Here is an 18,930-nt window from a genome sequence, read left to right on the forward strand (position 1 = left end):
GATTGACCCGGGACCGTGAACGCTCACACGATCCGCGCATGCGAAACAGACCCCATCCCCCCTTGCGTCGCAGATCGACGAGACTCGGCGCCTGTGCCGTGGCGGCCGTGGCGGTCGCGGCCATCGGCGTCGCCGTGCAGACCGCCGTGCGGCCCGCCGAGGCCGCTGCCGCCGACCCGTACGCGTTCAAGAACGTGCAGATCGAGGGTGGCGGCTTCGTGCCGGGCATCATCTTCAACCAGTCGCAGGCCAACCTGGTCTACGCGCGCACCGACATCGGCGGGGCGTACCGCCTCGACACCGCCACCAACCGCTGGATCCCGCTGCTGGACTGGGTCGGCCAGGACAACTGGGGCTACAACGGCGTCGCCAGCCTCGCCACCGACGCCGTGGACCCGAACAAGGTGTACGCCGCGGTCGGCATGTACACCAACTCGTGGGACCCGAACAACGGCGCGATCCTGCGCTCCTCCGACAAGGGCGCGACCTGGCAGGTCTCGCCGCTGCCGTTCAAGATCGGCGGCAACATGCCCGGGCGCGGCATGGGCGAGCGCCTGGCGATCGACCCCAACCGCAACTCGATCCTGTACTTCGGCGCGCCGAGCGGCAACGGCCTGTGGCGCAGCACCGACTCCGGCGCGACGTGGGCGAAGGTCACCTCGTTCCCGAACGCGGGCAACTACGTGCAGGACCCGAACGACTCCAACGGGTACCTGACCGACAACCAGGGCGTCGTGTGGGTGACGTTCGACAAGCGCACCGGCACGGCCGGCAACACGACCCAGACCATCTACGTCGGCGTGGCCGACAAGCAGAACACGGTGTACCGCAGCACCGACGGCGGCACCACGTGGTCCCGTCTGGCCGGTCAGCCGACGGGGTACATCGCCCACAAGGGCGTGCTGGACACCGTCGGCGGCTACCTGTACCTCGCCACGAGCGACACCGGCGGCCCGTACGACGGCGGCAAGGGTGACGTGTGGAAGTACGCCACCGCGACCGGCACCTGGACGCAGATCAGCCCGATCCCGTCGAGCAGCAGCGACGACTACTTCGGCTACAGCGGCCTGACCATCGACCGGCAGCACCCGAACACCATCATGGTCGCCACCCAGGTGTCCTGGTGGCCCGACGCCATCTTCTGGCGCAGCACCGACGCCGGCGCGACCTGGACCCGGATCTGGGACTGGACGAGCTACCCCAACCGCAGCTTCCGGTACAAGATGGACGTCAGCCGCTCGCCGTGGCTGAGCTTCGGCGCCAACCCCCAGCCGCCGGAGGTCACCCCGAAGCTCGGCTGGATGAACGAGTCGCTCGAGATCGACCCCTTCAACTCCAACCGGTTCATGTACGGCACGGGCGCCACCATCTACGGCAGCACCGACCTGACCACGTGGGACACCGGCGGCCAGATCACGATCAAGCCGATGGCCCCGGGCCTGGAGGAGACCGCCGTGCTCGACCTGATCAGCCCGCCGACCGGCGCGCCGCTGATCTCCGGCCTCGGCGACATCGGCGGCTTCCGCCACACCAACCTGGACGCCGTACCGTCGATGATGTTCACCTCGCCCGTCTTCACCTCGACCACGAGCCTGGACTACGCCGAGCTCAACCCGAGCGTGATGGTGCGCGCCGGCAACTTCACCAAGTCCGACCGCCCCAACGACATGCACGCCGCGTTCTCCACCGACGGCGGCGCGAACTGGTTCCAGGGCACCGAGCCGGGCGGCATCAACGAGGGCGGCACCATCGCGGCCAACGCCAACGGCTCCCGGTTCCTGTGGGCGCCGAAGAACAGCGCCGTGGTGTACAGCGTCGGCTACGGCAACAGCTGGACGCAGTCGACCGGCATCCCGCAGAACGCGATCGTCAAGTCCGACCGGGTCGACCCGAACACGTTCTACGGGTACGCCAACGGGGCGTTCTACGTCAGCCGCAACGGCGGCGCCAGCTTCACGACCGCGGCGACCGGCCTGCCCACCACCGCCAAGTTCAAGGCCGTGGCCGGGGCGACGGGCGAGATCTGGCTGGCCGGCGACACCGGCGGCCTGCTGCGCTCGACCAACGGCGGCACCTCGTTCACCAAGGTCACCACGGTGCAGGCGGCCAACGCGGTCGGCTTCGGCAAGGCCGCGCCCGGGCGTACCAACCCGGCCGTCTTCCTCGTCGGCCAGGTCGACGGCAAGAAGGGCGTCTTCCGCTCCGACGACGCCGGGGCGACCTGGCTGCGCGTCAACGACGACCAGCACCAGTACGGCAACATCGGCGACGCCATCACCGGCGACCCGCGCATCTTCGGCCGCGTGTACCTCGGCACCAACGGCCGGGGCATCATCTACGGCGACCGGACCGGCCCGCAGCCGTCCTACTCGGCCACGCCGTCGGCGTCGGCCTCGGCGTCGGCCTCGCCGTCCAAGTCGGCGTCCCCGTCCGCCTCGGCCTCGCCGTCCAAGTCGACGTCCCCGTCCGCCTCGGCCTCGCCGTCGCGCTCGGCGTCCTCGTCCGCGCCGGCCGGCGCGTGCAACGTGGCGTACAGCGTCACCGGGCAGTGGGGTGGCGGCTTCCAGGGCGCCGTGAAGATCACGAACAACTCGTCCACCGCGATCGACGGGTGGAGTCTCAAGTGGACGTTCGCCAACGGCCAGGTCATCAACCAGATCTGGGGCGGCGCCTACACGCAGAGCGGGGCGAACGTGACCGTCACGCACGTCGACTACACGAAGACCATCGCCGCCAGCGGCGGTAGTGTGGAGTTCGGCTTCCTCTCCAGCTGGAACGACTCGACGAACGCGAAACCGGCCGCGTTCACGCTCAACGGCACCGCCTGCTCCGTGAGCTGACGGCACCGGCGCGCCGGCCCCCGCGACGCCAACCGCGGGGGCCGGCGCGTACCACTGTCGACGCTCAGACCGGCAGCGGACCCGTGCCGATCCCCTCGGTAGGCTGCCGGCATGCTGAGCCTGCGCGCGCACGGCCGCACCGACGCCCAGCTGCACTCCCTGCGCACCCGGGTGCGCGCCTGATGCGGGCGGTCGTCTTCGACTTCTTCGGCACGCTGACCGACCCGGGCGTCGAGGCTGGCCGCCGGGGCGCGGCGGCCGTCACCGCCGCCGCGCTCGGCGTGCCCGCGGACCCGTTCTGGCAGGTGATGCGTGAGACCTTCACCGAGCGCATCACCGGCGTGCACGGCGACACCCGCGGCATGCTGCGCATGATCGCCGAGCGCTGCGGGACCGAGCCGACCGCCGCGCAGCTCGACGCGGCCGTCGAGGCGCACCACGCCGGTGCGGTACCGCTGTGGCGCCCGCGCCCCGGCGCCCTGGACGTGCTCGCCGGGCTGCGCGCCCGGGGCCTGCGCCTCGGCGTGCTCAGCGACTGCGGCGCCGAGCTGTGCCAGGGCTGGCCGAGCACCGTCTACGCGCCCTACATCGACGCCACCGTGTTCTCCTGGCAGGAGGGGGCCCGCAAGCCGGACCCGCGCCTGTACGCCACCGCCGCGCGGCGCCTGGGCGTCGCCGCGGCCGAGTGCTGGTACGTCGGCGACGGCGGCAGTCGCGAGCACCAGGGCGCCCTCGCCGCGGGCATGCGACCGGTCCTCGTCACCAACGCCGGCTACCCGGGCGCCGCCCGCCACCGCGACGACCCCGACCCGTTCATCCCGCCCATCACGATCGAGGACCTCCCCGAGTTGTACGCCTTGACGGTCCAAGGTGTCGATATGTGAGTGTTCCGTGGCTGTAGGCCGTTTCGGCCTCGGCCATGGCCCAGCGGAGTTAGGTTGGTGGTCGATACACCAATTTCTCGCACGGGGCAAGGTCAACGAGGTCAATGACACTGAAAAAGGCACTGACGTGGGCCGCTGGCGTCTTCACCGTGTGGTTCGTGGCGTTCCGCCCGGACTCCGCGGCGAAGGTCGTTCAGGGCGTCGGCACGATGATCGGCCAGCTCGGCACCGGGTTCGGCGATTTCTTCACCCGCGTGATCGGGTAGACATTCTTCTTTCCCTCACGGTGGCGATTCGAGCGGATCCGGGCGTGATATGCCCGGATCCATCGCAGATGCGGCCGGTAGGGTTGCGCGGGTGCACTACTGCCAGCGCTGCGACGACCCGATCGTCATGGCGCCGCGCGGCGATCTCGCCGTCTGCCCGGACTGCGGCGCCGCCGAGCCGGCCCGCCGGCTGCCGCTGTTCGTCGTCACCGGCGCGTCCGGCTCGGGCAAGACGGCCGTCTTCCCGCACCTCGTCGCCGAGCTGCCCGACTGCCTGGTGTTCGACGCCGACTGGCTGATCGGGCCGTTCGAGCGGGCGTGCGAGTTCGGCGAGGTCGACTGGCCGGCCTTTCGCGACGCGTGGCTGAGCTTCGCCCACGGGGCCGCGCAGAGCGGCCGGCACACCGTCCTGCTCGCCCCGTTCATGCCGGCGCAGCTCGACGACCTGCCGGGACGGCGCTGGGTCGGCGAGCTGCACTTCGCGGTGCTGGACTGCGCCGACGACGTGCGCACGGCCCGGCTGGCGGCCCGGCCCCGGTGGCGCGAGCGGGCGATCGAGCGGCACCTGGGGTTCGCGGCGCACCTGCGCGGCGGGGTGGGCGCGATCGTGCGTACCGACGACGGGACGCCCGCCGAGTCGGCCCGCCGCGTCGCGGACTGGGTCAGGAGCCGGATCAGCTGACGGTGCGGGCCCGGGCGGCGGCGGCCCGGCCCGCCGCGGAGACGGCGGGCCGGGCGCGCGACGCTGACGGCGCAGTCACGGTGCAGGGCCTACTCGAAGCGCAGCCCCTCCGGGCGCATCAGCCGGAACAGCGGCGGCAGGCTGGCCGCGGTCACCAGCAGCACAACGCCGCCGGCGATGGCGCTGACCACGGCCACGCCAGGCCAGTCGAGGCGGACCTCGACCGCGATGACGCGCAGCAGCGCGACGCCGAGGGTCAGACCGAGCGCGGCCGCCACGACCAGGCCCAGCGCGACCGGCACGGCGGTCTGCCACAGGATCGACAGCGCTATCGTGCGCCGGCGGGTGCCGAACGCAACCAGCGCCGCGAGGGTCCGGCGCCGCTCCCGCAGCTGCTCCAGGGTGCCGACCAGCAGGCTCAGGCCGACCAGGACGAGGACCACCGTCGCGCCGGCGAACAGGCCGCGGCGGATGCTCGCGAACGTGCGGTTGACGGTGCGCGACTGCAGGATGCTCACGTCGGTGGTCGGTCCGAGGCGCATGGCGGCGTTGCGCAGGTGCTCCTCGGCGTCCGGGTTCGCCGGGTCGAGGCCGATGTAGCTGTAGATGTGCTGGTGCGTCCCGACCGGCGGGGCCGCGCCGGGGGTGAGTAGCAGGCCGTCGTGGTCGATCCCGTACGCGTCGCGGTGCTCGCGGGCGCTGCGCAGATGTTGCGGCACGGTCCAGCGGCCGCCGTCGCGGTTGCCGAGGATCACCGTGCGCCCCGCGGCGCCGGTCGCGTCCAGGCCGGAGCCGGGTTGCCCGAACGAGGCCGGGTCGACCGCGAACGCGTCGCCGTCGGTGCAGCCGGGCAGGTCGGCGAGCTTGGCCAGGGTCTCGCAGTCGGCGACGACGATCTCGAACCCACCGCCGTCGGGCGCATCCTCGACCGTGGCGTAGTCCTGCCGGTAGGAGTGCAGGCCCGTCACGCCGGGGGTCGTGCGCAGCACGGCGTCGACGTCGGCGGTGCCGCGCGCCGCGGCCGGCGGTGAGATCGTCACGATCGTCACCGCCTGGGCCCGGTTGACGTCCTGCCTGCTGGCCGTCGTGCTCTGGGCCTCGGCCGCGGCGAAGAGCATCTGCAGGGCGATCGTGCCGGCCGCGGCGACCGCGATGGCGTTGACGGCCCGCAGCGCGCCGTCGGAGGACAGCTGCAGCCGGCGTACCGCGATCTGCCACGACACCGGGCCACCGGCCCCGAGGCGGGCGACGAGCCGGTCGAACAGCCACGGGAGCAGGGTGGCGACGCCGAGCAGCAGCAGGACGACGCCGCCCGCGGCCTGCCAGACGTTGAGACGGTGCGGCCTGTCGTCGATGAGCGGGACCAGCAGGCCCAGGCCGGCCAGCGGCAGCAGGATCCGCCACCAGATCCGCCGCCGGGTGCGCGAGACGGCCCTGCGTACCACGCCGAGCGGCTCGACGACGACCCGGCGCAGGGCCAGCAGCGTCATGGCCAGCGCGGCCAGCGGCACGGCGACGACGATCAGCGCGGCCAGGGCGGGCGAGGGGCGCAGGTCCGAGGCGAACACGCTGGTCCCGGACAGCTCGAGCCGCTCGGCGAACTGCCGGCCGACGAGGAAGAACCCGGCGCCGAGCAGCACGCCGAGCGCGGCGCTGACGACCGCCTCGCCGGAGGCGACGCGGCGGGTCATCCACGTGTCGGCGCCGACGAGCCGGACCGCGGCGAGCCGCCGGTCGCGCTGTTCGCCGCCGAAGCGGGTGGCCGCCGCGACGAACATGGCCACCGGCATCAGCAGCGCCACGAAGATGACCACGACGAGCAGCAGCAGGACGGGGGCGAGCGGATCGTTCGTGCTGTGCGAGCCGTACGAGGCCAGCCGCATCACGCTGGGCTGGCCGTAGGCGAGGTCGCCGCGGGTGCCGTAGAAGTACAGCTCGTTGGGGCCGGAGAGACCCTCCTTGGCGATGGTGCCGGCGATCGGCTGCGGGAACCGCTGGCGCAGCAGGGCACCCTCGGGCGCGGCGAGCAGGTCGCGCAGCGCCGGGGAGACCACGATCGAGCCGTCCGGCGGCAGCGCGGACACCCCCGGCGGCAGCACCGGGTGCGAGCCCTCCGCCCGCAGGAACCGGCCGTTGACCGCGCGGTCGCGGTACGAGCTGTAGATCGGCAGCGACAGGACGGTCGCGTCGCTCTTCGGCGGCGGGTCGCCGAAACGCAGGTCGCCGCGGGCGTCGGTGCGGGCGTGGCGGCCGTCGAGGATGCCGGGGACGGACACCGCGAGGAGCAGCACCGCCACGCCGAGCCCGACTGCGAGCGCGGTCAGCCCGGTGCGTAGCAGCCCCTCCCGGCCGCCGCTGAGCGCCAGCCGGGCGCCGAGGCCGATCTCGGCGAGCCAGCGCCGCAGCACGCCGGGGCGCCCGTGTGGTCGCGGCGGCCCGGCTGAGGTGCCGGCCGAGGGGCCGGCGTCCGCCGTCGCGGAGCCGGCCGAGAGCGCGGTCATCGGGCCCGCTCCAAGTCCAGCGCGCGGCCGTCGCGGACCACGACCTCGCGGTCGGAGTAGGCGGCGACCCGCGGCTCGTGCGTGACCAGGACGACGGCGGCGCCGCTGTCGCGGGCCGCGGCGGTGAACAGCCGCATGACGCGCTCGCCGTTGAGCGAGTCGAGCGCCCCCGTCGGCTCGTCGGCGAAGACCACCCGCGCCCCGGTCACCAGCGCCCGGGCGACCGCGACCCGCTGGCCCTGGCCGCCGGAGACCTCCCCGGGCCGCTTGCCGGCCACGTCGTCGATCTCCAGCCGGGTCAGCCACTCGGCGGCGCGCCGCTCGGCGTCGCGGCGGCGCACGCCGTCCAGCCGCAGCGGCAGCGCGACGTTCTCCAGGCAGGTCAGCTCGGGCACCAGCTGCCCGAACTGGAACACGAACCCGAACTCGCCGCGGCGCAGCGCGCTGCGCCGCACGTCGGAGAGGGCGGACAACTCCTGGTCGCGGTACAGCACCCGGCCCGAGTCCGGCGCGATGATCCCGGCCAGGCAGTGCAGCAACGTGGACTTCCCCGAGCCCGAGGGCCCCATCACGGCCACGATCTCGCCGGCCGCGACCGACATCGACGCGCCGGCCAGCGCCGGCGTCGCCCCGAACGTCTTGTGCAGGTCCTCGGCGGAGAGCAGGGCGGTCATCGGCGCACCAGCCCGGCGAGCTCGTCGAGGCGGGCCGCGGTGAGCTCCAGCCAGCGCAGGTCGGCCTCCAGGTGGAACAGTGCGTGGTCGCAGATGAGCTGGTCGGACAGGTCGCCGCCGGCCTTGCGGCGGGTCAGCTCGCGCATCATGCGCAGGTGCTCGGCGCGCTGGGTGTCCAGCACGGTGGCGGCCGGGCGGCCGGTGAACAGGGCGAGCACGACCTTCATGTAGAGGGTGCTCTGCAGGTAGGGCTCGGGCTTCTCCGGCTGCGCGAGCCAGTGCTCGACGTCGGCGACCCCCGCGTCGGTGATCGCGTAGCGCTTGCGGTCGGGCCCCTCGCCCGACTCGACGCTGTCGACGGTGACCAGGCCGTGCTTGAGCAGGCGGGACAGGGTCGCGTAGACCTGCCCGTAGGCGAGCGGGCGATCGGCGCCGAAGCGCTCGTCGTAGGCCCGCTTCAGGTCGTAGCCGTGGCGGGGCTGGGCCTCGAGCAGCCCGAGGAACGCTTGACCGATGGACATGCCGAGCACTCTACACGACAGGTATACATGCTGTGTATACCTGTCGTGTAGAGTGCTTGAGCTGCGGTTTTCTACAGCTCCAGGGTCTTTCGGTAGGACGCCTCGAGGTCGGCCCAGCCGTAGTTGAGCGCGTCCTGGCCGCGCACCGGCGGGTGCGGAGTGCCGTCGAGGTCGAGCTCCATGACCCGCACGCACTGGTGCCACCCGGCCGCGATCCTGGGCACGAAGTCCCGGTCGGCGAGGGTGTGCCAGAGCGTCAGTCGGGTCGCGGCGCCGACGGCCTCCAGCTCCCACCGCAGGCGGTCTTCTCCCCAGGTGTACTCCAGGATCCGCGGCCGCTCGGCGAGCAGCACCTCGGCCGGTAGGGGATACGGCGTGTCCCCGTCGATCATGGACAGCGTCGCCGGCCCGGGGCTGCCCAGGTCGCGATCAGCGGTGAACGGTGCCCACCGTGCCAGGGGCTCCGGCTCGGTCAGCATCCGCCACACGCGCTCCGGCGGGTGTCGCAGGGCGCGGACGAAGCGCAGCGTCCAGCGCCCGTCCTCGGCGGCGGTGTACGCGACCTCGGCGGCCGGCCCGGGATCGAACATGACTCCTCCAATGCCTCCTCGGCGGTCTTGACCACACTATATGCCTCTGTGGGTATATACGCGTCCCGCAGTACCAAATGAACTCCTCCTTTTGTAGGAGCATTTGTGCCAATCCGTCCGCTCTGATGTTATCCAGTTCACAATCGCGGCTTTTCGTCTGTTTTTGACCTTGTGTCGATCGGTACGGTCGCCCGAACACGCGCCGCAATCACCCGGTTTTTTCCCCTTGGTGCGTGTCGTCCCTGCCCCCGATCGACCGAGGAGAGCTGTGCGCCTGCCGGCCCTTTCCCGAAAAGCACGCCTAGCCGCCATCGCCGCCGCGATCGTGGCGGTACCCGCGGTTGCCCTGCCGATCGCGCTCTCGGGCCGCCACGACGAGCCGCCGGCCCCCATCCGTGCCGACACCAGCGCCGGTCCCGTCGACGTCGGCTACACGTTCCCGCCCACGCCGGACCACATCCCTGACACGCCCGTGCGCGTCAACCAGGTCGGCTACCTGCCGGACGGGCCGAAGCACGCCACGGTCATCTCCGACTCGAGCGAGCCGCTCTCGTGGCAGCTCAAGGACGCCGGCGGCAAGGTCGTCGCGTCCGGCCGGTCGAAGCCGCACGGCATGGACCCGAGCTCGGGGCAGAACACGCAGGTCGTGGACTTCAGCAAGTACCACGCCACCGGGCACGGCTACACGCTGGAGGTCGACGGGAAGACCAGCGTGCCGTTCGACCTGGACCCGAAGGCGTACCAGCAGCTGAGCATCGACTCGCTCTCCTTCTTCTACACGCAGCGCAGCGGCATCGCCATCTCCGACGAGATCGCGCCCGGCTACGGCCGGCGGGCCGGGCACACCGCCGACACCCCCAACGGCGGTGACACCAACGTGGGGTGCCAGCCGGGTGTCTGCGACTACCGGCTGAACGTCACCGGCGGCTGGTACGACGCGGGCGACCAGGGCAAGTACGTCGTCAACGGCGGCATCTCCGTCGCCCAGCTGCTGAGCATCTACGAGCGCTCGCCCAAGGCGTCGCAGGAGCGCGCCCTGCGCATCCCCGAGCGCGGCGGCCCGATCCCCGACGTGCTTGACGAGGCGCGCTGGGAGCTGGACTTCCTCACCAAGATGCAGGTGCCGGCCGGGCAGCCGCTGGCCGGCATGGCGCACCACAAGATGCACGACGCGGCCTGGACCGCGCTGCCGATGGACCCGGCCGCCGATCCGCAGCTGCGGGAGCTGCACGCGCCCTCCACCGCCGCCACGCTGAACCTGGCCGCCGCGGCCGCGCAGGGCTCGCGGGTGTTCGCAACCTACGACAGGGCGTACTCCGCGAAGCTGCTCGAGGTCGCGAAGACCGCGTACGCGGCGGCGCTGGAGCACCCGAAGATGTACGCGCCGGACTCCGACTCGACCGGCGGCGGCGCGTACGGCGACACCGACGTCACCGACGAGTTCTACTGGGCCGCGGCCGAGCTGTACATCACCACAGGCGACAAGCAGTACTCCGACGCGGTGCAGGCCTCCCCGCTGCACAAGGCCGACGTGTTCGCCCGGGCCTTCGACTGGCAGAACGTGGCCGCGCTCGGCCGGCTGGACCTGGCGACGGTCGACAACAAGCTGTCGGACCGCGACCGGGTGCGCCAGTCCGTCGTCGACGGCGCCAACCACTTGCTGAAGACCATGGAAGGGCAGGCCTACGGCCAGGCGTACGCGCCCGAGGGCGGGTACGACTGGGCCTCCAACAGCCAGATGCTCAACAACCTGGCCGTCGTCGCCACCGCGTTCGACATCACCGGCAAGGGGAAGTACCGCGACGGCGTGCTGTCCGGCATGGACTACATCCTCGGCCGCAACGCGCTGAACCAGTCCTACGTCACCGGCTACGGCGAGAAGGCGTCGAAGAACCAGCACAGCCGCTGGTACGCCCACGAGCTCGACCCGAAGCTGCCGAACCCGCCGCGCGGCACCCTCGCCGGCGGCCCGAACTCGCAGCTGCAGGACGAGGTCGCGAGCGCGGCGCTGAAGGACTGCAAGCCGCAGCTGTGCTACATGGACGACATCCAGTCATGGTCGACGAACGAGCTGACCATCAACTGGAACGCCTCGCTGGCGTGGGTCTCGTCCTTCGTGGCGGATCAGGCCTGATCCGAGGGCAGGTCTGAGTACAGGGAATGGGGCGGCCACCGGTCGCCCCATTCCGCGTCCCGGGCCGCCTTGTAGAGCGGCCCCTCGCGCTTGGACACCAGCGCCGGGCCGACGGCGGCGTCGCGCCCGCACACCTGCAGGGTGACCATCCCCTTGCGGAACGCGGGGTGCCGAACGACCCGGCCTCCAGCGCCGGCCGGCTCTCGGGTGGCCGCGACGAATGCGAACTTCTCGTCCTCGTAGCCCAGGCTCGCGTCCTTGAGCCGGCGGTGCAGCGCGGAGCGGTTGACCCGGGCGGCGAAGTGGCACCAGTCCCTGCCCCGCATGCCGCAGCCGACCTGGTGCGGGCAGGGCGCGGCGATGTGCCAGCCGTCGGCCAGCAGCGCATCGCGGGCGGCCAGGATCCGGCGGTACCCCTGCGGCGTCCCGGGCTCGACGAGCACCACGGCGACGGCGGCGGCCGCGCTCGCCCGCGCGACGAGGTCGCGCTGCCGCTCCTCGTCCAGCTCGGTGAGCACGTAGGAAGCGGTGACGAGGTCGGCCGTGGGCACGTCCTCGCCGAGCCGCCACTGCTGCCAGGCGATGTCCTGGTCCTTCGCGATCCGCGCGCCGAGCTTCAGCGCCTCCGGCACCTGGTCCAGCACCGTGGTCGCGATCGGGCCGTAGACGTCGCGGGCCGCCCACGCCGCCGCGCCGGTGCCGCCGCCGAGGTCGACCAGGCTGCGCGGGGAGATCGGCGGCAGCTGCCGCAGGGCCGCCGTGACCGCGGCGTGCGTGGCCGGCATGCGGTAGGCGGCGTACGCGGTGGCGTCGACCATGTTGCGCAGCAGCGGCTCGCCCGCCGGCAGGCCGCTGCGGTAGTCGGTGATGAGCCGGCGCACCGAGTCGGCCAGGCGGGCCGGCGCGACGTCCTGCAGTACGGCATCCAGGGCTTCCCGAAGCTCAGCCACGGCGCCACAGCCGTCGCAGCACCAGCAGCGTGGCCACCCCGGCGGTGACGATCGCGGCCAGGTTGACCAGCAGTTGCAGCGCGGAGCCGCCGGCCTCGTGCGGCACCCCGTACGCCAGCGCCACCGCGATGTTCGCCGCCGCCGGCACCGTCGTCACCGAGATGAGCACGCCGATCAGCGGCCCCGCCTTCGACGACGTGAGCGAAAGCATCCCGGCGATCCCGGCGAAGAATCCGACCACCCACGACAGTGCGTCGGGGCGCCAGATGAAATCGGTGAACGGCCGCTCGCGCAGCAGCATGCCCTTGTCCACCAGGCCCAGCGCGTCGAGCCCCCAGGTGGTCAGGACCGTCACCACGATGCCCAGCGGAAAGCCGACACCCAGCGCGAGCAATGCGCGGCCGGCGGTCCGGGGCCGCCGCCGCACGATGCTCACGCACAGTGCGGCCAGCGGCCCGAACTCAGGCCCGACCACCATCGCCCCGACGATGAGGATCGGCTGGTCGAGCAGCACGCCGATGCCGGCGATGATGGTCGCGACCACGAGCATCGCCAGGAACGTGCCCGACAGCTCGGTCTCCTGGCCGGTCTTCTGCTCGATCTCGTCCCACACGACGGCGTCCCCGGACAGCCCGGGCACGGCGTCGGCGGCGCGCTCGGCGGTGCGCGACAGGGCCACGTCGACGTTCTCGATCGCGATCGACCCGCGCTCGTGGATGCCGAGCTCGCGCAGCGCGTCGAGCACGGAACTGCCCGACTCCCGCACCACGTCGCAGAGCACGAGGTCGCCGGCGGGCTCGCGCGCGGCGCCGGGCAGCACGACGACGTTGGTGGCCCCGGCCTCCTCCGCCAGCAGCCCGACGACCCGCTCCGTCTCGTCGGACGGGCTGATGACTCTCAGATGCAGCACCGGTACATCATCGCGGAGCCGCCGGCGCGGGCACGGGGCGGTAGCCGTCGAAGGTGGCCTCGAGCACCCCCTCGCCGTGGGTGAGGCCGGGCAGGGCGCGCTCCAGGGCCGTCGTCCGCGCCGCCGGGACCAGGCCGCCGACCGTGAACCGGCGCCCCTCGACCGCCGGCGGATCCGGGATCGCGGCAAACCTCGGCAGCGCGCCGAGCGTCGCGGCGAGGGCGTCGGCCGGGCCCTCGATCGCGAAGCGGTTCATCGGCTCGCACACCACCGTGCCGGCCTCGCGCAGCGCCCGCGCGATCAGTTCCGGCACGAGCCGCTTGAAGTCGCCGGCCGTGCTGTTCGGCGAGACGTACCCGCACCGGGTCACGGTCACCCGCGCGTCGCCGACGTCCCAGCCGTGCGGGCCGCCGCGGGTGAACGCGTCGCGGACGTAGCGCGTGACGGCGTCCTGGAAGCCGGCGACGGTCTTGTACACGTACATCGGGATGTGCTCGACCGGCACGGCGAGCGCGACCTCCAGCCCCTCGCCGGGCTCGACGAGCAGCTCGAGGGTGGCCTGGTGCGGGTTGCCGTCGCGGCCGATGACCGCGCCCGCGCGGCCGGTGCCGGCCGGGCGCTCCCGGTGGATCGTGACGGTCTCGCCGAAGGCGACCGCGATGCCGTACTCCTCGGCGAGGGTGGACTCGATGACCTCCTTCTGCACCTCGCCGTACAGCGAAACGGAGAGCTGCCGGCTTTCGGCGTCCAGGCGCAGGTTGATGAGCGGGTCCTGCTCGCCGAGCCGGGTGAGCGCCGCGTGCAGCTCGTGGCGCTGCTCGCGACGCACCGGCTCGACCGTGGTCTCCATCGTGGGCGGCGCGAACACGGCGGCAGTCGTCTCGTGCCGCGCGCCGATCGTGTCGCCGATCCGCAGGCCCCGCACGCCGTGCAGGCGGCCGATCTCGCCCGCGCGGACGTGGCCCCGGCGGCCGTCGTCGATGGCGGTCACCTTCTCGTCGTTGATCCGGTCCCGGACCCGGACGGTCCCGCTGAACATCCGGACGTACGCCGCGTGATCGCGGTCAATCTTGAAGACCGTGCCCCGCAGCGGTCCGCCGGGGTCGCCGGCCGCCCTCGGCAGGTGCGCGGCGATGCCCGCGGTCAGCTCGGCGATGCCCGCGCCGGTGATCGCCGATCCGCGGTACGCGGGGCGTATTCGCGCCTGCGCCGTGAGCCGGCCGAGGACGCCGTCCGGGGCGGGCTCGCCGGCGAGGTAGGCGGCGAGGGCCTTGTCGTCGTGCTCGGCGAGCGCCTCGCCACGATCGCGCCACATCGGTACCGCGCCCGTGATCGGGGCGATCGCCCGGTCGGGGTCGGCGCCGGTGCGGTCGGTCTTGTTGACGAACAGCAGCGTCGGCACGCGAAGCCGGTCGAGGGTGCGCAGCAGGACGCGGGTCTGCGCCTGGACGCCCTCGACGGCGGAGATCACCAGGACCGCGCCGTCGAGCACGCGCAGGGCGCGCTCGACCTCGGCGATGAAGTCCGGGTGGCCGGGCGTGTCGATGAGATTGACGGTCAGCGCGCCGATGCCGAACGTGGCGACGGCGGTCTTGATGGTGATGCCGCGGCGGCGCTCCAGCTCCAGCGTGTCGGTCTGGGTGCTGCCGGCGTCGACGCTGCCGAGGCGGTCGATGACGCCGGCGTCGAACAGGAGGCGCTCGGTCAGGCTGGTCTTACCGGCGTCGACGTGCGCGACGATGCCGAGATTGAGGATGCTCAACGCGTGTCAGGTCCTTCGCGGGCGAGATGGACTGCGGCCGGGACGTGACACGTGCGCGCATGGGTCCCCCTCGTTCGCGATGACCTGGTGCTTCGAACATACCCCGGCGGGCATCCGATTTTTTTGTCGTACCCCGTCGCTACGCTGTCGCCGACCCCCTCAACGGAGAAAGGTTCGGGCCGATGCCGCAGACGACGTATCTGGAGCTGTCCGAGGACACCGGGAGCGCGCACAAGTTCTACGAGGTCACCGTCGACGGCAATCAGATGTCGATCCGCTACGGGCGCATCGGCGACGCGGGCCAGACGAAGACGACGAGCTATGCCGACGAGGCGAAGGCGCTGGCCGACGCCGCGAAGAAGATCGGCGAGAAGGTGCGCAAGGGTTACGCGCCGGCCGTTGCCGGGCAGCGCGCGCCGCGCTCGGTGACCCGGCGCCAGATCGTCAGCCAGCGCTCGACCGCGAAGACGGCGCCGGTGCTGTGGAAATACCGTTCGGGCGCCCCCGCGTTCGGCATCTTCATCGACGACGACGTGTGCATGGTCGGCAACGAGAGCGGCACGATCACCGTGCTGCGCCACGACGCCACGGTCGAGCGCCAGTTCCAGCTGCCCGACGGCGTCAAGTGCATCGTCGCCGACGACGCCTGGATCTACGCCGGCTGCGACGACGGCAACGTCTACGACCTGTCCGGCAAGGTGCCGCGGCTGGCCTACGCGATCGCACCCGACATCGACATCTACTGGCTGGACATCCACGACGGCATCCTCGGCGTCTCCGACGCCCAGGGCGGCGTGTGCAGCATCGACCACGAGGACGAGTTCCTGTGGCGGCGGCAGGGCCGCGGCCACGCCGGCTGGATGGTCCGCTGCGACGCCACCGCCGTGCACCACGGCCACAGCAGGGGCGTGACCAGCTACGACTGGCGCACCGGCGAGGAGCGGTGGCACCAGAGCACCAACGGCGCGGTGCTGTTCGGCTGGCAGGAGCGCGACAAGGTCTACGCGGGCATGTCGTCCAACTCGGTGCTGGAGTTCACCAAGGACGGCCGCCCCGGGGTCACCTACCGCTGCGACGACACCGTCTTCTCCAACGCCACCGCCCCCGACGGCCGCTACGTCTTCGCCGGCGACCACCGCTCGTCGGTGTACTGCTTCGCCGCCGACGGCCAGCGCCTGTGGAAGCTGGGCACGGGCTGCGGCAGCGCCTATTCGATGCAGTACCACGACGAGAAGCTCTACATCGTCACCACCGACGGCTCGCTGGCCTGCATCGACGCGAGCGAGCAGGCGGTGCGCGCCGCCGAGCAGGGCGTCGTGCCGGACTTCGTGGACGTGAAGGCCCCGCCGCGCATGGACCGGGTGGCCCCGTCGACCACGGTCGAGGTCGTCACCGACCCGTCGGAGGGCGTCGTCGTCGAGTGCTTGGAGGACGGCGGCCGGCTGCGGATCCGGGTGGTGAGCGCCGGCTACCACCAAGACTGGCAGGTCCAGTTCCCGAAGGGCATCCGCGAGCCGAACGCCCGGTATGTGGTCACCGAAATCCGCGAGGCCAGCCGCGGCGGCTTCTACCGGGCCCTGGGAGACATCCGCCGGCTGGTCTGATCGCTCGAACAACCGTGCCACCGCCTGGGCCGCGGCCGCAGTTGGATGCGGGGCCGCCCACGTTGCGGTCCTCGAGGGTGTCAACGGTGCGGGCCGGGGCCCTATGATGGGCCGCCCCCGATTCCATGAGTTGGAGTAATGTGCCGATGTCCCGGTCGTTGCGCAGCCCGGCGCTCGGCGCGTTTCGGCTCGCGGTCGTGACCGCGCTCGTTGCGGTGGGCGACGCCGTCGTCACCGTTGCGGGGCGGTATCGGTTCGGGACGAGCCTCGACGCGTACGGCTGGGTGATCGGGGGGCCGCCGTACGACGGCACCCTGCAGCGGTTCGTCTTCTGCATCTCGGTGGCCGTGATCGTCGCCGCCGTCGGGGTCGCCGCGGCGGTGTTCGTCACGCAGCCGCGGCCGGGCTCGCGGCTCGCGGTGATGTACTCGCTGCCCGCTTGCGTGGTCGTCGACCTGTTCACGGTCGTCTACGGGCCGAACAACATCGGGGCGGAGTCCCGGGGCGTGTCGCCGGCCGCGCTCGCCGAGAGCGAGGCGGCGTTCGACCACATCTTCCCGCTCTGGTACCTCGGCGGGCACGCCATCGGGATCGGGCTGCTCGCGCTGCTGACCGCCCGGCTGCTGATCGTGCTGCGCAAGCCGGACGTGCGCGACTTCTACGAGTACTACAACCCCGACGTGCCGCCGGTGCTGCGCTGGGGCCGTGGTAGCAACGACAGGTGAGTGGGGGCCATGGACGCTGTGGAGGTGCAGCGAGCCGCCGCGGTCCTGGGTGAGGCGCGGCGGGTCGTCGTCTTCACCGGAGCCGGCATGTCCGCCGAGAGCGGCGTGCCCACGTTCCGGGACGATCTGACCGGCCTGTGGGCGCGCTTCGACGCGGAGCAGCTCGCCACCCCGGAGGCGTTCCACGCCGACCCGGACCTGGTGTGGTTCGGCGAGGCCCTTTCCGAGGCCGCCCTGACCGCGGCCGTCGAGGCTGCCGCCTCGTGCGACGTGCTGCTGACGGTCGGCACCTCCGGCGTCGTCTACCCCGCCGCCGAGATCCCCCGGGTCGCCGCCCGCGTGGGCGCCACCGTGATCCAGATCAATCCGGAGCCGACCCCGCTCGACCGGGTCGCCACTCTCAACCTGCGCGGCCCGGCGGCGACGGTGCTCCCGGCGCTGGTCGCGCTCGCCTGGGCCCCACCGTCGGCGTGAGCGTGCGGCCGCGCGGGTTGTGTGCGGGTGGTGTACTGGGCCGATGACATGGGCGCGGCCGGTGGGCATCGGGTTTCTCGTGTTGGCGGTGCTCGCCGTGATCGCCGTGCGGGTGGAGATCGGGCACGAGTCGACCTCCTGGCTGCTCACCACCGTCTACGCGGTGCTTGGGGCGGCGGCCGCGCTCGTCGGGGCCGGGCTGATGGTCATGGCCGGGCGTCTCGACCGGCGGCGGTGACCTACGTCGTAGGTGCGGAGCAGTGCTCGGCCAGCGCGCCGGCCGGGTCGAGGTAGGCTGCGGCGACCAGGGCGATCCACTGGTACACGGCGTCCTCGTTGTCCGCGAGGGGGCCCGGCACGTAGTGCGGCGAGCTCAGGCCGCGCTGCACCGACTCGCACGCCGCCCAGTCCTGGCGGTTGGTGAGGTCCCAGAACTCGACCGCGTACGTCGGGTCGACGGCCGGGTCGGGGAAGTACCAGCTGCATTCGATGTCGGTCAGGCCCGGCGCGACGGGCGTGAGCCGGTGCGTCATGACGTAGTCCGGGTGGGCGGAGATCAGCAGGTTGGGGAAGAGCGCGACGTACAGGATCGTGCGGCGCGGCGCCCCGTCGATGAACGTGCCGGCGCTGCGGCCGTCGAACGACATCGTCTCGGCGTGTTCGCGCAGATCCATCGTGCCGCCGACCCACGCACCCGGCAGCGACCAGTTGTCGCCGGACGTGGGCGGGGAGACGCGGCACAGCTCGGGGTGGATGAGCGGGCAGTGGTAGCACTCCTGGTAGTTCTCGACGACCGCCTTCCAGTTCGCCTCGACCCGGTAGGCGTGCCGCGCGCCGAGGTGGAGGGAGTCCATCCGGTACGGCCGGAGCAGCCCGTCCAGCGCGCCGGCGTAGGCGTCGAAGGCCGGTGCGGGGGCGCCCGCGTTGACCAGCAGCCAGCCCTGCCACGTCACGGCCGGCAGCTCGACGAGGCCGAGCGCGTCCGGGTCGAAGTCGGTCACGCCGGTCATGTGCGGGGCGGTGGCCAGCGCCCCGTCGAGCCGGTACGCCCAGCCGTGGTAGGGGCAGACGGCGGACGGGCGCTGCGCCGTCTCGCCGTCGGCGAGCAGCTCGTGGCCGCGGTGCCGGCAGACGTTGGCGAAAGCGCGCGCCTGGCCGCCGGCGAACGTCAGCAGGACGCCGACGTCGCCGGCGGTGACCGCCCGCTGGGTGCAGCCCTCGGACAGCTCGTCGAGGCGGCCGAGGCACGTCCACGCCCCGGCGAACAGGTGGCGCCGCTCCCAGGCGAGCACCGCGGCGTCGGTGTACGCCGCCGCGGGCAGCGTCCGGGATGACCCGAACGGTCGCAGCGCCGGCTCGATGCCGGCCGGATCCAGCGGTGCCGCCTGAAAGTCCGTCATGCCTTGAGGATGC

General features: G+C 72.4%; 17 protein-coding genes. 9 read left to right on the plus strand and 8 right to left on the minus strand.

What is annotated here, in order from left to right; genetic code table 11:
- Positions 1–107: 107 nt before the first annotated feature.
- The 4 genes from ACGFI8_RS39670 to ACGFI8_RS39685 all read left to right on the plus strand — a co-directional run bounded on the left by ACGFI8_RS39670 (position 108) and on the right by ACGFI8_RS39685 (position 4,672).
- Positions 108–2,840, plus strand: coding sequence for a cellulose binding domain-containing protein (locus tag ACGFI8_RS39670; RefSeq protein WP_392812596.1), 2,733 nt, complete (start codon positions 108–110; stop codon positions 2,838–2,840).
- Positions 2,841–3,022: 182 nt separating this feature from the next.
- Positions 3,023–3,724, plus strand: coding sequence for an HAD family hydrolase (locus ACGFI8_RS39675; protein WP_392812597.1), 702 nt, complete (start codon positions 3,023–3,025; stop codon positions 3,722–3,724).
- A gap of 104 nt (positions 3,725–3,828) precedes the next feature.
- Positions 3,829–3,990 (plus strand): hypothetical protein, encoded by a 162-nt coding sequence (locus ACGFI8_RS39680; protein ID WP_392812599.1) that lies wholly within the window; start codon positions 3,829–3,831, stop codon positions 3,988–3,990.
- 91 nt (positions 3,991–4,081) lie between these two features.
- Positions 4,082–4,672 carry a hypothetical protein gene (locus tag ACGFI8_RS39685; protein WP_392812600.1) on the plus strand — a complete coding sequence of 197 codons (591 nt, stop codon included), beginning with the start codon at positions 4,082–4,084 and terminating at the stop codon, positions 4,670–4,672.
- A gap of 89 nt (positions 4,673–4,761) precedes the next feature.
- On the opposite strand, the gene ACGFI8_RS39690 is transcribed toward ACGFI8_RS39685, so the two are convergent.
- From ACGFI8_RS39690 to ACGFI8_RS39705, 4 genes are all read right to left on the minus strand, one after another.
- A complete protein-coding gene (locus ACGFI8_RS39690) occupies positions 4,762–7,173 on the minus strand; it encodes an FtsX-like permease family protein (protein ID WP_392812602.1) in 2,412 nt (803 codons plus the stop codon).
- Positions 7,170–7,847: an ABC transporter ATP-binding protein gene (locus ACGFI8_RS39695; protein WP_392812603.1), complete on the minus strand. Its 678-nt coding sequence runs from the start codon at positions 7,845–7,847 to the stop codon at positions 7,170–7,172. The genes ACGFI8_RS39690 and ACGFI8_RS39695 overlap by 4 nt, the downstream gene beginning before the upstream one ends.
- The gene (locus ACGFI8_RS39700; RefSeq protein ID WP_392812605.1) at positions 7,844–8,368 is read right to left on the minus strand and encodes a PadR family transcriptional regulator; all 525 of its coding nucleotides are present in this window, start codon (positions 8,366–8,368) and stop codon (positions 7,844–7,846) included. The genes ACGFI8_RS39695 and ACGFI8_RS39700 overlap by 4 nt, the downstream gene beginning before the upstream one ends.
- Before the next feature lie 71 nt (positions 8,369–8,439).
- Positions 8,440–8,958 (minus strand): SRPBCC family protein, encoded by a 519-nt coding sequence (locus tag ACGFI8_RS39705; RefSeq protein WP_392812607.1) that lies wholly within the window; start codon positions 8,956–8,958, stop codon positions 8,440–8,442.
- A 268-nt stretch (positions 8,959–9,226) separates the two neighbouring features.
- On the opposite strand from ACGFI8_RS39705, the gene ACGFI8_RS39710 reads away from it, so the two are divergent.
- Positions 9,227–11,092, plus strand: coding sequence for a glycoside hydrolase family 9 protein (locus ACGFI8_RS39710; protein WP_392812608.1), 1,866 nt, complete (start codon positions 9,227–9,229; stop codon positions 11,090–11,092).
- On the opposite strand, the gene ACGFI8_RS39715 is transcribed toward ACGFI8_RS39710, so the two are convergent.
- Genes ACGFI8_RS39715 through ACGFI8_RS39725 form a run of 3 tightly spaced genes read right to left on the minus strand, consistent with a single transcriptional unit; the run spans position 11,083 to position 14,714 of the window.
- On the minus strand, positions 11,083–12,042 hold the full coding sequence (locus tag ACGFI8_RS39715; protein ID WP_392812609.1) for a small ribosomal subunit Rsm22 family protein: 960 nt from the start codon (positions 12,040–12,042) through the stop codon (positions 11,083–11,085). The genes ACGFI8_RS39710 and ACGFI8_RS39715 overlap by 10 nt on opposite strands.
- Positions 12,035–12,952 carry a DUF389 domain-containing protein gene (locus ACGFI8_RS39720; protein WP_392812610.1) on the minus strand — a complete coding sequence of 306 codons (918 nt, stop codon included), beginning with the start codon at positions 12,950–12,952 and terminating at the stop codon, positions 12,035–12,037. Before ACGFI8_RS39720 ends, ACGFI8_RS39715 begins: the two co-directional genes overlap by 8 nt.
- A 7-nt stretch (positions 12,953–12,959) precedes the next feature.
- Positions 12,960–14,714, minus strand: a complete 1,755-nt coding sequence (locus ACGFI8_RS39725; protein ID WP_392812612.1) for a GTP-binding protein — start codon at positions 14,712–14,714, stop codon at positions 12,960–12,962.
- A 182-nt stretch (positions 14,715–14,896) separates the two neighbouring features.
- On the opposite strand from ACGFI8_RS39725, the gene ACGFI8_RS39730 reads away from it, so the two are divergent.
- The 4 genes from ACGFI8_RS39730 (at position 14,897) to ACGFI8_RS39745 (ending at position 17,755) form a co-directional block, all read left to right on the plus strand.
- On the plus strand, positions 14,897–16,318 hold the full coding sequence (locus ACGFI8_RS39730; protein ID WP_392812613.1) for a WGR domain-containing protein: 1,422 nt from the start codon (positions 14,897–14,899) through the stop codon (positions 16,316–16,318).
- 146 nt (positions 16,319–16,464) lie between these two features.
- The gene (locus ACGFI8_RS39735) at positions 16,465–17,043 is read left to right on the plus strand and encodes a hypothetical protein (protein WP_392812615.1); all 579 of its coding nucleotides are present in this window, start codon (positions 16,465–16,467) and stop codon (positions 17,041–17,043) included.
- Between the two features lie 9 nt (positions 17,044–17,052).
- On the plus strand, positions 17,053–17,517 hold the full coding sequence (locus tag ACGFI8_RS39740; protein WP_392812616.1) for an NAD-dependent deacetylase: 465 nt from the start codon (positions 17,053–17,055) through the stop codon (positions 17,515–17,517).
- Between the two features lie 43 nt (positions 17,518–17,560).
- Positions 17,561–17,755 (plus strand): hypothetical protein, encoded by a 195-nt coding sequence (locus ACGFI8_RS39745; RefSeq protein WP_392812618.1) that lies wholly within the window; start codon positions 17,561–17,563, stop codon positions 17,753–17,755.
- Position 17,756: 1 nt separating this feature from the next.
- Here ACGFI8_RS39745 and ACGFI8_RS39750 read toward each other — a convergent pair whose 3' ends face one another.
- Positions 17,757–18,917, minus strand: coding sequence for an aromatic ring-hydroxylating dioxygenase subunit alpha (locus tag ACGFI8_RS39750; protein WP_392812619.1), 1,161 nt, complete (start codon positions 18,915–18,917; stop codon positions 17,757–17,759).
- Positions 18,918–18,930 lie beyond the last annotated feature (13 nt).

Origin of the sequence: Dactylosporangium sp. NPDC048998 (assembly GCF_043197855.1) — a bacterium.
In the GTDB taxonomy this organism is placed as follows: Bacteria; Actinomycetota; Actinomycetes; order Mycobacteriales; family Micromonosporaceae; genus Dactylosporangium.